The following is a 13,788-nucleotide window of genomic DNA, read 5'->3' on the forward strand; positions in this document are numbered from 1 at the left end:
ACCGGCCGCACCTGATCACAGGCTGCCTGCCGACCACCGGCCTGGACCTTCAGGGCCTGATCGAGACACCGGACATCACGGATTCAACCTGAGTAACGTCCACTGAGGCCCCTTAACCTCGACTCATGACGACGCTCGTGCCCGGGTTCCAGCCCGGCGACATCCTCACACGTGCACAGATCCACCCCGTACTCGGAGGCAGCGGCTACGCCGGAATCTGTCCGGCCAAGGAGAAGCGCAACGTTCTCTTATTCTCGGACAGCAAGATTGGCGAGCGTTACGGCTATCGCGATGGATGGCTCGCCGAGGATGACGACCTCGGCCCTGTATTCACCTACACGGGAGCCGGGAAGCAAGGCACTCAGACCCTCAATGGCGGAAATGCCGCAATCCTGAACCATGCGGAAATGGGACGCACTCTGCATCTATTCATAGCCGTCGGCAAGGTCCCGGGAAGCGACACGCGAACGCACAAGTACATAGGAAAATTCAAGCTTGACGAACGTAAGGCCTTCGAGATACGAGAAGCCAAGGACGAGTTAGGCCAGGACCGCAGTGTCATTGTTTTCCGACTGCGCCCAGTTGGCCCATGTGTCCGGGAGGCTTCCGACACTCTTCAGCCTGCGCCCAGTTCCAGGTTCCGCTTGCATGAAGCTACAGGCCGACTAGCCCGGGCATACCGACGTCAGAGGCGCCAGTTTCAGCGACCAGCCGAGGTCGACCAGGTAGGAGCAGCTCGCGATGATCTGGCCGACGCCTTCGAGGAGCAGGAGGTTTCAGCCGGAGAGAGCATCCTTCAACTGGAGTTGTCGATGCGGAACTCGACATCTCAACTCGTATTCGACCTCTACAACCAGACGAACAACACGCTGTACGAGCCGACGGGCAGTGCAGCAAGCGAGTCAATCACCCAGGCTCTCGCTCAACTCCTCCATGCACGAAGCCACTTGAGAGAGCTCATCCACGATCAACCCCTCCACCTGATGGTCCTCACGCCTTCCCTTCCCCGCGAAGACCTCCGCGACCTTCTCGCTGAACACGGAATTGGGATCGTGTATCGAACCGACAGCGGTGGCTTTTCCGAGTTCGAGGGGAACTCCACGACGTCGAGCAATACTCCTCGAGGTTTCCGCTGCATAGATTGCCCCATGCCAGCGTGATGGGGATCCGTACACCGCCCACACCCGAGGTAGCACCGGCCAGTGAGCGACCTCTCGGCCGCCAACCGGATCTTTGCCCTGCCTTCACACCCCTCACAGTCGTGACACTGCTACGACGGCGAACGCGTCTACCACGAACTCGTCCCCACCACTGTGACCATCACCGAACTCGCCCTCGGCAAAAAGGCATTCACCGCCATCAGCAACGCCGCGAACTCCGGAAACACCGCCAACGACCTGATCTCCAAGGCCCTGGCGTTCTGGAGCAACGCATAGCCCCTGCTGCGCAAGCAACCTCACGCCAACCCATGCCGCCGACACCACGCCTCGACGCCCCCGCCCTCACCCTCACCCTCACCCCCGCCCACGACGATCCGCCGCCAACGCTCGTCGCCCGCGACGGCATCCAGGACCGAGGGGTGGATCTCAAACACCTTGAGGAGCCCTGTGATGCGGAAGAGCCGGATGATGCGGTCGGAGGTGATGACCAGGCGGAACGAACCGTCCTGTGTGCGCAGCCGGTTCTGGGCGCCGATCAGGGCTCCTAAGCCGGTCGAGTCCAGGAACTCCACCTCGCGGAGATCCGCGATGATGTGCGATGCGCCCGCGTCGACGAGTGCGATGACCGCCTCGCGCAGCTTCGGGGCGGTGTACACGTCGATCTCGCCTCCGACCCGCAGCACGGCTCCGCCGCCTCCCGCGCTCATGGGTTCCAGATGAAACTGCTGCACTGCCGTCTCCGATGCTCGGGGCCGGCAGGTGTCGATGCCGCCGGCGGACATGACTCGCTCCATGGGTCGTCGCCACATGTCATCGCTTGAAATGACAGTGAATGCCCTGTGATGACGGTAGGAGGTGCAGCGGGGCGGCGTCAATCCTGGCGTTAATGTGTCATCCTGGGGAATGACGCGAGAGGGGTGGGCATGAAGGTCGAGGAAGCCATCGGGCACCAGATCGCCCGGTTGCGAGAGTCCCGGCGGATGTCGCTCGCCGAGCTGGGAGAGGCGCTGGGCCGGTATCTGGGCAGGCCGTGGAGCCGGCAGGCGGTGCACCAGGCCGAGCGTGGCCGTCGCGCGTTCACGGCGACCGAACTGACCGCCCTTGCGCTGGCGCTCGACACCTCGATTCCGGGGTTGCTCGTCGCGGACAGCGGCGAGGAACCGATCGAGATGCCCGGCAGAACCGTCTCGCCCGAGGAGTACCGAGCGGTTCTCCTGCACGCGGACAAGGACACTCCCCTGGACGGCGTCGAGGAGCTGATCGTCGCCCTGCATGACATCGAACAGGTGCTGTCCCGACCGGTCCTGGTCCGTCTGGCGAAGATCGGACGGGTGGCCGAACAGTTCGACGCAGCTCAGCGAACGGACGGCGCCTGACCGGGCCGGAGGGCTGCGCGGAGCAGTTCAGCGGGGCGGTCGAGCGCACCCTCGGTCACGGCATGTCCGGTTCCGGCAGTGCCCTCCCGGATGGGGCACCGCCCTCACCCGCGGCAGGTGGCCCGTGTCCCGACCGCGGCCATCGGGCCGCCTGGCTACGGAGGCTGCACGGACGGGTCACCGCACCGATGGGCCAAGGTCGGCCGCATACGACGGAAGGCGGACCACCGTTCAGCCACCGCTGGTGCGGGGATCACCCGTGTGAGTGATCACTCCGGCATGGTTCGGACGATAGTGTCGCGCTGGGACATCTGGGCCAACCCGGGGCCGGGGTGGGCGCGGTTCTCCTCGTCTCTGCTCATCGTCCAAGGGCGCGGCCGGTGCCCCGGCAAACGTCAGGGAGCCTATTTGCCGCCGGAGACACAGAAACGCGCTCTGCCGGGCCTCGGTTCCGATCACCGAGCGGCCCGCAAGGCGAGCACCAGCGCCGATGCCGCCAGGCTGGCCTTCGTGTACGAGGCCATGAGCACCGTCGGTACCACCCTGGATCTCGAGCGCCAGGCCCGCCAGCTGGCCGGCCTGGCGGTACCCGGGTTCGCTGATTTCGCTTCGGTCCATCTGTTCCATCAGATGGTCGCAGGAGACGAGGATCCCGCCCCCCAGGAGCTGGACGGTGCGGTGGTGATGCACCGCGTGGCGGCCGTCCTCCACGAGGACCTGCACGGCGGGGAGGAACTCCCTCCCGGAAAGATGTTCGTCTACAAGGCCGGCACGGCGATGGCCCGCTTCCTCGCGGCGATCCAACCGGTCCTCATTCCCCACGTCGGCGAGGACGTCGTGCAGTGCCTCCCGGCCGAGCTCGACGGCCCGGCCGCCCGGGCGGTGCTGAAGGGCTCTGCTGTCATGCTGGTGCCGCTGGTGGCGCACGGCATGGCCCTTGGCTTCGTGGTGTTCGGGCGCCAAGGCAATCGCCCCGCTTTCGCCGCCGCCGACCTCACAGCCTGTGAGGAGATGGCCGGGCGGGCAGCTCTGTCCCTGTACAACGCCCGCATCCACAGCAACGAAACCGCGGCATCGTCGGTGCTGCAGCACAGCCTGCTGCCCACGCCGCCGCCCCGCCTACCGGGCGTGGAGATCGCCTACCGGTACCACTCCGCCAGTCACACCACGCGGGTCGGAGGCGACTGGCTGGATGTGATGCCCCTGCCCCGGAGCAGAGTCGGACTCGTCATCGGCGACGTGGCGGGTCACGGCCTGCACGCAGCGGTCGTCATGGGGCAGCTGCGCACGGCGGTCAGAGCTCTGGCCACGCTGGACCTGAGCCCTGGGCGGTTGCTGGCCCAGCTCGACGCCTTCGCTCAGCGCCTGGGCCACCCCCGCCTGGCCACCTGCCTGTACTGCGTCTACGACCCGACGACCGGGCACTCCGCCTTCGCCAGCGCCGGCCACCTTCCGCCGGTGCTGGTGGGACCCGACGGCAGCAACGACCTGCTGAAGGTCCCCGTCGGCGCGCCGATCGGCGTGGGCAGCGCCACCTTCGACACGCTGGAATTGCGCGCTGCCCCCGGCAGCCTCCTCCTGCTGTGCACCGATGGCCTGGTGGAGACCCGTGGGCAGGACATCGAGGAGGCGCTCCGCGGGCTCGGCCACAGGCTCACCGCCCAGCACTCCTCACTGGAGGACAGCTGTGAGGCACTGCTGCGGCACCGGCACCCCGACGGCCACCACGACGACATCACCCTCCTCATGGCCCGCCTGAACGGCATTCCTGACGGCCTGGCCGGGCCGGCATGCGTCTGATCCTCACCCGCATGCTGCCGTGCGAATCCACCGGCGGTCAGCCGACCGCGCCGGCGCTCCTGTTCTGAATCCGCAGAGCCGGCCAGAGAACGAGGAACCGCAACAAGATCGGCCTGCATGGTGCCCGCCTCATCTGTGGCACTTCCCAGACGCACGATCTGCCGAATGTCACTTATCTGACGATCCTTCAGTAGACGGGCGCTCCACGGCCTCCGATCGCGCCAGGAAGTATCGGAGTGCGTCGGCTTAAACCTGCCACATTGCCCATTCCCAGGTGCCGCCGTACCCAAATTACAGAGCTGTCACCATTTCAGGTGAAAATGCTAAAGCCGATCGTGCGGCAAATGAAAAGCTTCTCCTATCCTCTTCCCCTGCGCGAGCAGTCCTGGGTGTTTCCGCGTCCGCTCTGCGCTCGTTCATCGTCAGGGGTTCACATGATCCATGAGTGGGCCGGTCGAGACGGTTCTGACCACACCGTCCACACCGGTCGACTACACACGGCGTGGGTGGGAAAGGGCCGCAGCCAGGGTGCTGCGCTCGTTCTCGCCGTGGCAATCGGAGCAGCGGCGGCCTTGCTTGTGCCGGCCGGCATCGGTGTGCCGACGGGGTGCTGGGCAGCCGCCGTGTCCCTACTTGCCCGCGCTCGCACGGCTGGGGGGAGAGTACGTTTTCGCCTTCGGCTGTTTGCCGTCTCGGAGGCCGCAGGGGGTCTTCACCGACTCCTCGTGGATCGGATCGGCTCCTCGCGCGCGCATTCCGATACGGTCCTCCAGTTCGTGATCCGCCCGTTAGCGGTCGCCGGGATCGTCGTATGTCTGGTGGTGGCCGTCGCCGGACTGATGATGGTGGCTGCGGACAACGGCACAACGCTGATGCGGCTACGACGCCTGCTGGACGGCTGGCTGATCTCGGGTTCGCTGCTCACACTGGGCTGGATCCTTCTGCTCGATCGCGCCGACCGCGGCGGTGACCTGTCGGCGTCACTCCTTGGTCTCGCGCCCGTGGTGACGGACATTCTCCTGCTGGGACTGCTCGTTGCCCTGCGCTTCTGCCTGAATCGTGCGGAGCGCACAGCGGTCACGGTGGCCGCGTCGGCGCTCGCCCTCCTTGGGATGGGCGACATGCTGCGGGTCCTGCTACCCGGTCCCGGCACCTGGTACGGGATTCCTCCGGCAGCAGTCTGTTCGATGGCCGGACTGCTGCTCCTCACCGTGGTGCCGTGGTTGCCTGGAGGCGTCAGCGCCCTGGGAGTCGACCAGCGGATGATGCCGGTCATCGGAGTGGTGGCGGCCTTCGTGCCCGTGGCTGTCTGTGCACTGGCTGTCGCGGTGCACGTCGCCGTCGGCGGCTCCGTCGACATGGTGATGTCGGGCTTGGCGGGATCGGTGCTCCTCGTGCTGGGTGCCCGGCAGGGCGTCACCCACGCCGACCACCTGAGGATCATCAATGAGTCCGCGGAGCGTGAGGTCCACTACCGCACGCTGGTCGACGGCACGTGCGACGTCATCACGATCGTCTCTCCGGAGGGGTGGGTGCTCTATGTCAGTCCGGCGGTCCACCAGGTCTTCGGCTACCGGCCCGAGGAGTTCGTGGGCGCTGCCCTGCCCTTCTTCTGCCATCCGGACGATGTCGAGACCCTGATGCAAGCCGTCCGGACGCTGCGCGAGGAAGCCGGGTCCGGCATCCGTGGTCGGGGCCGCCGCGTGTCCTGCCGCGTACGGGCCGCCGACGGACAATGGCGCCACATGGAATCGACGATCAGTCACCACCCGAGGGGAATGGTCTTCGTCAGCCGCGATGTGAGCGACCGGGTCGCACAGCTGGCGCAACTCGAGCACCTCGCCTTCCACGACGCGTTGACCGGCCTGCCCAACCGTGCGTTGTTCGCCGACCGGGTCGCCCACGCCCTGCGCAAGCGTGCCGCGAGCGGAACCCCGCCTGTGGTTCTCTTCGTCGACCTGGACGACTTCAAAGCCGTCAACGACTCGGCCGGACACGCAGCGGGCGATGCCCTGCTGGCTCATGCCGCCGGTCGGCTGAAGGCGTCCGTGCGTGCGGGCGACACCGTCGCCCGCCTCGGCGGCGACGAGTTCGCCGCCCTCCTGGAATGGGACGCGGACACAGACCCCTCAAGCGCGCACGAGGTCGCCCAGCGGATCCTGGCCACACTGACGAGGCCGTACCGGCTCAGCGACAAGAAGGTGGTGGTCTCGGCCTCCATCGGCATGGCGGTCGCCGACCCGGGCATCACACCGCAGAGACTCCTGCACCACGCCGACCTGGCCATGTACGCGGCCAAGGCCGCCGGCAAGGGCCGCATCCGTAGCCATCATCCACACGCCCACAGCGGCACGTTGAACCACTGATGCGAACATTGGCGACGCATGGGACAGGCGACGTACGGGACAGGCGACGTATCGGATAACCGGCGATCCCATCCCGCCCCCTTCACCCGTCCGGGTGCGGTGCCCGAGCTGGGTATGGAGCGTCATCGGGTCGTACGGCATGGAGCATGATCGGCCGACTACCCGCGAGGTAATGGATCCCCGCTCGGGCCGCTGCCACGATCGTCAACGTACCCACGGAGACCGGCCGTTCGCCGATCGAGCCGACCCGCACCGGGAGGACGCCATGACCGCCTACGCCATAGCCCATCTGCAAGAGGCCGCCCCGCACCCGGAGATCGCCGAGTACATCGAGCGGATCAGCGCCACCTTCAAGCCGTACGGCGGGCGTTTCCTGGTGCATGGCTCGCCGCACGAGGTGAAGGAGGGGAGGTGGCCCGGGCATGTGGTGGTGATCGCGTTTCCCGGGATGCAGGCGGCTCGGGAGTGGTGGGACTCGGCGAAGTATCAGGAGATCGCGCCGTTGCGGTCGCGGCATATCGAGGGGGACATCGTGCTGGTGCCGGGGGTTCCGGAGGGGTACGACCCGGCTTCCACCGCGAAGGCGATGCGTGCGGCCATGGCTGATCAGTAGCCTCACCTCGGCGGTCAGGAAGGCACGGTGCGGTGGGACGGCCCGTCGGCCCGGTGCGCGCGGATCTGCATCACCGAAACGGCCGCGACGACCGGCGGGGCCGCTGCGCAGGCGACGTAGAGCAGGATCAGGGGCGTCCCGGGACGCGGCCGAATGTCCGTCCCCGGAATGGGGGTCCCGCGTTGAACGCCAACGACGGCTTCACATGGCGCCATCGCGTGATCTCCAGGTACATCAGATACCAGGACCCGGTCCACACCACGCCGCCGAGCCACTTCGCGAAGCGCATCCCCGTCCCCCCCCGTTCCCTCCCCCTTCCCATCCCCGAACTGTCGCCGCACGGAATGCAACACAAGTGCCCGGCGACGCCCAGATCCCCCTTCATCCCTCAACCCCCGCCGACGCAGCGGCCGTTGCCGATATCTGGCGCACCGGATGGCGCGACAGCCACCTGGGCCACGTACCCGACGAGCTGGTCGCCGTCCGCCCCCGTGTCGTTCGCGAGCCGGGTCGCCGAGCGGGTCGCGGACACCGTCGTCGCGGTCGCCGGAGGGGCCATGGCGGGGTTCGTGACGGTCGTCGGCGACGAAGTCGAGCAGCTGTACGTGGCAACGGGCCACCGGGGTACGGGCATTGCCGGCACCCTCCTCGCGCGCGGCGGTTCCACGAGCGTCAAGGGGGGCTTGAAGAAGACCCGTTCGACTATCCCTCATTGCGTGTTCACGTCAAAGAGAAGATCAAGTGGCGGCCAAGAATCCGTACGCCCTCTGCCCGCCACGCAAGCCCGCTGTGTACCGTCCAGCCTTGTGTCGAGCGGCGATTGCCCGTTCAACTGCTCGTTCTACGCGCGAAGATTCGCCGCCCGCACCGCCGTACACCCCCATCCCCCATCCACCCCCATAGCGAACCCCCACCACCCCCCACAGCACCCCCATCTCGCACCCCAGCTCCCACTCATGGGGTCCCCCCACCATGGAGGTCCACCGGATGTTCGGCCTTGGTCTTGGCACGTCCCGCCGCAGGCTCACCACCGCCCTCACCGCGCTCGGCATGCTGGCCGCCGGCGCCACCGTCCAGGCGGTCGCCACCACCCCCGCCGCCGCGGCCACCACGCACCGCATCCTGTTCGACGACGGCCACGCGGAGGAGGCCGGCAACGCCGACTGGATCATCTCGACGAGCAAGCCCAACCCGCTGAACGAGGACTCCTCGCCCTCCGACGAGACCGACTGGACCGGCGCGCTGTCGTCCTGGGGCGTGGCCCTGCAGCAGACCGGCGACTACAGCCTCAAGACCGCGACCAGCGCGCTGACGTACGGCGGCTCGTCCTCGACCGACCTCTCGAACTTCGACACGCTCGTCCTGCCCGAGCCGAACACCAAGTTCACGACGGCCGAGAAGACCGCCATCATGAAGTTCGTGTCGGCGGGCGGCGGTCTGTTCATGATCTCCGACCACACCGGCGCCGACCGCAACAACGACGGCTACGACGCGGTCGAGATCCTCAACGACCTGATGACCAACAACAGCGTGGACAGCGACGACCCGTTCGGGTTCTCGATCGACTCGCTGAGCATCAGCTCCGGTTACCCGAAAGCGATCACCGACAGCAGCGACCCGGTCCTGCACGGCTCCTTCGGCACCGTCACCAAGAGCCTGATCGCGAGCGGCACCACCGCCACCCTCAAGCCCTCGGACAACTCGAACGTCAAGGGCCTGCTCTACCGCTCCGGTTACTCCGGGAACACCGGCGCCTTCTTCCTGACCAGCACGTACGGCAGCGGCAAGGTCGCCTTCTGGGGCGACAGCTCGCCGATCGACGACGGCACGGGCCAGTCCGGCAACACGCTCTACGACGGCTGGAACGACACCGGCGCCACGAACGCGGCCCTCGCCCTCAACGCCACGGAGTGGCTGTCCTCGTAAGGGGCGGCACATACGCAGGCGGGTGCGGGGTCCGGAGGTGAGGCACTCCGGACCCCGCACCCGCACCATGACCGCCAGGGATCACCAGGGACGGGTCAGCCGGCGCCATGCCTCCCCCACCGTCCCCGGTGGATCACCTCGGCCGCGCCCCGCCGCCGTTCCGCGATACGGGCGCTCGGCGCGGGCATGTCCTCCGCCCGGTACCCGACGGTGATCCCGCCGATCGGGTCGTACTCCTCCGGCACCCCGAACTCCGCCCGGAACGGCTGGAGATGCTCCGGCATGATGCCGAAGAAGCAGGCGCCGAGGCCCTCGTCGACGGCGGTCAGGAGCATCAGCAGGGCCGCCATGCCGGTGTCGATGTGCCAGTACGGGGCGGGCCAACGGGCCTCGGCGCGATCCTCCCAGCCCTTGTCGGGCTCGGCGTAACGCTCCAGGTAGGCGGCCTTGTGGGCGAGCGGTACGACGACCAGCGGGGCGTCCTGCATCGTCGGCGTCTTCTCGACCCGGGTGGGGACGAACGGCCAGAAGCGGGCGCGGTCGGCCGGGTCGGTGAGGGCGAGGAACGCCCAGCCCTGGGAGAAGCCGGCCGAGGGCGCTCGTAGGGCGGAGGCGAGGATGCGCTCGATCACCTCCGGGGCCAGGGGCTTGTCGGAGTAGTGCCGGATCATCCGGCGACGACGGACCACCTCGGAGAATTCCATGTCAGCCGATGCTGCCACCAACTCCCGGGGACGGAAGGGTCAACCGTCCACCCCCGGAAGGGTCATCCGTCCACTCCCGGAAGAGTCAACCGTCCACCGCCCCCTCCCCGTTCAGCCGCTGAAGCAGCTCCAGCAACACCTCCCGGTCCGCCTCCCCCAGCCCCGCGAAGCACTCCGCCAGCACCTCGTCCGCCACCGCGTGCCCCGCCTCCAGCACCCGCTCCCCCACCGCCGTGAGGTGATGCTCGATCCGCCGCCCCCGCCCCGGCCGCCGGTCGACCAGCCCCTGCCCCGCCAGTCGCCCCACCAGCGTCCCGAAGGCCTGCTCGGTCTGGAAGGTCGCCGCGGCCAGCTCGCGCGCCGAGGCGCCGGGGCTACGGCCGATCGCGCGCAGGGCGTCCCACTGCGCGAGGGTGGTCCCGACCGCCGCCAACGCACCGTCCAGGGCGCGGTGTTGGCGGTACTGGGCCTGTTTGACAGCGCGCCCGAGGAGTTGGAGCTGAACTTGCAGGTCACCGTGCATGCCGCGAGTCTACCCTCACAACTAAGCTAGCTTATATAAAGATGTTTAGTTACAGTGGTCCCCATGACGACCACCCATACACAGCCCCAGGCATCCCAGCCCTCCCCCCGCCCCGTCCTCGTCCTCCACGGCGGCGGAGGCCCCGCCACCGTCGCCGGTCTGGCCCAGCACCTCACCCGGCCCGACACCCACGTCCTGGCCCCGGTCCACCCCGGCTGGGACGGCACCCCGCTCCCCGACTGGTGCACCGGCATCGACGACCTCGCCCTCACCTACCTGCACCTCCTGGAGGACCAGGACCTCACGGACGTACTGGTCGTCGGCTCCTCGCTCGGCGGGTGGATCGCCGCCGAGATGGCCGTACGGGACACCGCGCACCGCATCAGCGGACTGGTGCTGATCGATGCCGTGGGCGTGTACGTCGATTCCGAACCGATCATCGACTTCTTCGCCCTCGACCCACGCGCCGCCGCCGAGCACTCCTGGCACGACCCGGACCGCTACTACATCGACCCGGCGACCCTCCCCGCCGCCGAACTCGCCCGCCGCCAGGGCAACATGACCACCATGCGCGCCCTCGCCGGGGACCCGAACATGCACGACCCGAAGCTGCTGCGCCGGCTGGGACGCGTACGGCAGCCCGCGCTCCTTCTCTGGGGAGAGAGCGACCGGATCGTCACGCCGGCCTACGGGGCGGCGTACGCGAAGGCCTTCGGCGACGGGCGACTGGAGGTCGTACCCAAGGCGGGCCACCTTCCGCACATCGAGCAGCCCGAGGCGACGCACGACCTCATCGACACGCATCTGCGACGGACCGCCACGCGTTGACGCCTGATGCCGAGCGGGTGGCCGACCCGCTGTCTCCGAAGCCGATCGCCGGCCCATTTCCATGGCCGTGCGGCCCTGGCGTTAGCCTCGGAGCAGATCAGTCAGAGGTGGAGGAGGCAGGCATGGCCAGGGTTCCCAGTGCGGTGGTCGCCGCGACCGGGCTCGTCGGCGGGTACGGCGTGGCTCGCTGGACCAGGAAGCGGCAGCTGGGCGGGGCCGTGCTGGCCGTCGCCGGAGCCGCGGCCGCTCAGCAGTGGCGGCAGCGGGCGGGCGGGAAGGCGGCCGGGGCGCTGACGGCCGCGTATGTCGCCGCCTTCGCGGGATCGCATCCGCTGGCGAAGAAGGTGGGGGCCTGGCCGGCGGTGTTCGGAGTGGCCGGGGCGGTGGCGGTGGCGTCCTGGGCGGTGGCCGACCGCAGGCCCTGAGGCGCCGCGGGGACTCGTCCTCCCGGGTTTTCGTTATCGGGCGGGCGTAGACACGTCTCCTGGGCATGCATACGACACGACACATCAGCCGCCGCACTGTGCTCAAGGCGACGGGCGCCGCGGCCGGAGCCGTAGGCATCGCCACCGCCACCGGGGCCACCCCCGCCCTCGCGGCGGGCGGCACCTTCGCGCACCCGGGCCTCCTCCACACCACCGCCGACCTGACCCGTATGGCGACCAAGGTGAAGGCAGGCGCCGCGCCCTACACCGCCGGATTCGCGAAGCTGACCGCCAACCGGCATGCACAGAGCGGCTGGACACCCAACCCTCAAACCATCGTCTACCGCGGCGCGGGCAGCCCCCAGAACTACGCCGCCCTCTACAACGACCTGCACGCCGCCTACCAGAACGCCCTGCGCTACCACGTGAGCGGCGAGGCCGCCCATGCCGACACCGCCGTGGCGATCCTCAACGCCTGGTCGGCCAAGCTGACTTCGCTCCAAGGGTCGGCCGACCGCTTCCTCGCCGCCGGCCTCTACGGCTACCAGGCCGCCAACGCCGCCGAACTGGTCCGCGACCACGGCGACTTCGACCTCGCCCGCTTCCAGGAGATGCTCACCAAGGTCTTCTCCCCCCTCAGCGAGGACTTCCTCGTCCACCACAACAACGCCGTCGTCACCAACTACTGGACCAACTGGGACCTCGCCGCCATGGCCTGCGTCCTGGCCACCGGCATCTTCTGCGACGACAAGGCCCAAGTCGCCCGCGCCGTCGACTACTTCAAGCACGGCGCCGGGCTCGGGTCGATCAAGAACGCGATTCCCGTCGTGTACGACGACGGACTGGCCGAATGGCTGGAGGCCGGCCGCGATCAGGGCCACGCGCTCCTCGGCGTCGGTCTCATGGGCACGTTCTGCGAGATGGCCTGGAACCAGGGGTTCGATCTCTACGGCTATGACGACAGCCGGTTCCTCAAGGGGGCGCAGTACGTGGCGAAGTGGAGCATGGGCGGGGAGGTGGGGTACACCGCCAACACCCGCCGGAAGGGGGCGATCGGGGGGTGGTCGGGGTCGGAGACGGCCAGCGCGGCGGCGTCCGTGGACCCCGCGATGACCCGGCCCATCTGGGCGATGATCGCCAACCACTACACGAAGCGGCGGGGCTTGTCGGCCACGTACCTCACCCGGATCGCCGCCAAGACCGCGCCCGAGGGCGGCGGCGGGGACTACGGGCCCAACAGTGGCGGCTACGACCAACTGGGCTTCGGGACATTGGCGTTCACCCGGGACAAGGCGACGACAACCACTCCGGCTTCACCGAGTTCGGCGCCTTCGGCGGCGGGTGCGGCGACGAGCCTTGCGTCGGCCTCGCCCTCGTCCGCAGGGTCCGACCTAGCGGCTACGGGGTCCACTGACATCGTCGGCTGGGCTGCGGCCGCGGGGATCACGACCGTCGCGGGAGGGTTGCTTCTGCTGCGGCGACGGGAGAGGGCCGGGCGCTCGTAGGCACTGCGGCGACAGGTCGTAGGGCGGGTGCGGGTGCGTGGGGGCTGGTCGCGCAGTTCCCCGCGCCCCTTGGGGGCGTGCAGGGGGCCTGCGTTGCTTTGGGCCGTCCGTCGCCCGCGAATCACAGTGCGGCGCCGCCGTGGCCGGTCGCGCAGTTCCCCGCGCCCCCTGAGGGCGTGCAGCGGGCCTGCGTCGCGTTGAGCCGTCCGGCCCTCGGATCACAGTGCGGCGCCGCCGTGGCCGGTCGCGCAGTTCCCCGCGCCCCTGAGGGCGTGCAGGGGGGCCTGCGTTGCGTTGGGCCGTCCGTCGCCCGCGAATCACAGTGCGGCGCCGCCGTGGCCGGTCGCGCAGTTCCCCGCGCCCCTTAGCGGCGTGCAGGGGGCTTGCGCCGGCATGGGCCGTCCGTCGCCCGCGGATCACAGTGCGGCGCCGTCGTGGCCGGTCGCGCAGTTCCCCGCGCCCCTTGGGGGCGTGCAGGTAGTCGGCGTTTGCTATGTGGCCGTCAGTCGCCCGCGGCGGGAAGGGGACGGGGCGGGGGGTGTCCGCCCGCAGCGGCGGGCGT

General features: G+C 68.8%; 12 protein-coding genes and 2 pseudogenes. 10 read left to right on the plus strand and 4 right to left on the minus strand.

Going from position 1 to position 13,788, the window contains the following annotated elements; translation table 11 throughout:
- Positions 1-125: 125 nt before the first annotated feature.
- Both ACWC09_RS50915 and ACWC09_RS50920 read left to right on the plus strand, forming a co-directional pair.
- On the plus strand, positions 126-1,160 hold the full coding sequence (locus tag ACWC09_RS50915; RefSeq protein WP_450858951.1) for a hypothetical protein: 1,035 nt from the start codon (positions 126-128) through the stop codon (positions 1,158-1,160).
- Positions 1,161-1,313: 153 nt separating this feature from the next.
- On the plus strand, positions 1,314-1,436 hold the full coding sequence (locus ACWC09_RS50920) for a hypothetical protein (RefSeq protein WP_450858952.1): 123 nt from the start codon (positions 1,314-1,316) through the stop codon (positions 1,434-1,436).
- A gap of 110 nt (positions 1,437-1,546) precedes the next feature.
- Here the strand turns inward: ACWC09_RS50920 and ACWC09_RS50925 are convergent.
- Positions 1,547-1,867, minus strand: a pseudogene (locus ACWC09_RS50925) (STAS domain-containing protein); the annotation flags it as partial.
- A gap of 216 nt (positions 1,868-2,083) precedes the next feature.
- On the opposite strand from ACWC09_RS50925, the gene ACWC09_RS50930 reads away from it, so the two are divergent.
- The 4 genes from ACWC09_RS50930 to ACWC09_RS50945 all read left to right on the plus strand — a co-directional run bounded on the left by ACWC09_RS50930 (position 2,084) and on the right by ACWC09_RS50945 (position 7,315).
- A complete protein-coding gene (locus ACWC09_RS50930) occupies positions 2,084-2,536 on the plus strand; it encodes a helix-turn-helix domain-containing protein (RefSeq protein ID WP_450858954.1) in 453 nt (150 codons plus the stop codon).
- A 408-nt stretch (positions 2,537-2,944) separates the two neighbouring features.
- Positions 2,945-4,336 carry a PP2C family protein-serine/threonine phosphatase gene (locus ACWC09_RS50935; RefSeq protein WP_450858955.1) on the plus strand — a complete coding sequence of 464 codons (1,392 nt, stop codon included), beginning with the start codon at positions 2,945-2,947 and terminating at the stop codon, positions 4,334-4,336.
- A gap of 320 nt (positions 4,337-4,656) precedes the next feature.
- Positions 4,657-6,702 carry a diguanylate cyclase domain-containing protein gene (locus ACWC09_RS50940; protein ID WP_450858957.1) on the plus strand — a complete coding sequence of 682 codons (2,046 nt, stop codon included), beginning with the start codon at positions 4,657-4,659 and terminating at the stop codon, positions 6,700-6,702.
- Positions 6,703-6,967: 265 nt separating this feature from the next.
- Positions 6,968-7,315, plus strand: a complete 348-nt coding sequence (locus ACWC09_RS50945) for a DUF1330 domain-containing protein (protein WP_450858959.1) — start codon at positions 6,968-6,970, stop codon at positions 7,313-7,315.
- Between the two features lie 388 nt (positions 7,316-7,703).
- On the opposite strand, the gene ACWC09_RS50950 is transcribed toward ACWC09_RS50945, so the two are convergent.
- On the minus strand, positions 7,704-7,949 hold the full coding sequence (locus ACWC09_RS50950) for a hypothetical protein (RefSeq protein WP_450858960.1): 246 nt from the start codon (positions 7,947-7,949) through the stop codon (positions 7,704-7,706).
- 353 nt (positions 7,950-8,302) lie between these two features.
- Between ACWC09_RS50950 and ACWC09_RS50955 the strand changes: the two are divergent.
- Positions 8,303-9,235 (plus strand): annotated as a pseudogene (locus ACWC09_RS50955) (hydrolase); the annotation flags it as partial.
- A gap of 101 nt (positions 9,236-9,336) precedes the next feature.
- Here ACWC09_RS50955 and ACWC09_RS50960 read toward each other — a convergent pair.
- Positions 9,337-9,945 (minus strand): nitroreductase family protein, encoded by a 609-nt coding sequence (locus tag ACWC09_RS50960; protein WP_450858962.1) that lies wholly within the window; start codon positions 9,943-9,945, stop codon positions 9,337-9,339.
- Positions 9,946-10,030: 85 nt separating this feature from the next.
- Positions 10,031-10,468 (minus strand): MarR family winged helix-turn-helix transcriptional regulator, encoded by a 438-nt coding sequence (locus ACWC09_RS50965; RefSeq protein ID WP_450858964.1) that lies wholly within the window; start codon positions 10,466-10,468, stop codon positions 10,031-10,033.
- A 63-nt stretch (positions 10,469-10,531) separates the two neighbouring features.
- Between ACWC09_RS50965 and ACWC09_RS50970 the strand changes: the two genes are divergently transcribed.
- The 3 genes from ACWC09_RS50970 to ACWC09_RS50980 all read left to right on the plus strand — a co-directional run bounded on the left by ACWC09_RS50970 (position 10,532) and on the right by ACWC09_RS50980 (position 13,226).
- Positions 10,532-11,296, plus strand: coding sequence for an alpha/beta fold hydrolase (locus ACWC09_RS50970; protein WP_450858966.1), 765 nt, complete (start codon positions 10,532-10,534; stop codon positions 11,294-11,296).
- 122 nt (positions 11,297-11,418) lie between these two features.
- Positions 11,419-11,721 carry a hypothetical protein gene (locus tag ACWC09_RS50975; protein ID WP_450858968.1) on the plus strand — a complete coding sequence of 101 codons (303 nt, stop codon included), beginning with the start codon at positions 11,419-11,421 and terminating at the stop codon, positions 11,719-11,721.
- A 65-nt stretch (positions 11,722-11,786) separates the two neighbouring features.
- The gene (locus ACWC09_RS50980; protein WP_450858970.1) at positions 11,787-13,226 is read left to right on the plus strand and encodes an alginate lyase family protein; all 1,440 of its coding nucleotides are present in this window, start codon (positions 11,787-11,789) and stop codon (positions 13,224-13,226) included.
- Positions 13,227-13,788: the final 562 nt, after the last annotated feature.

The sequence above is a fragment of the Streptomyces sp. NPDC001617 genome, from assembly GCF_053596855.1.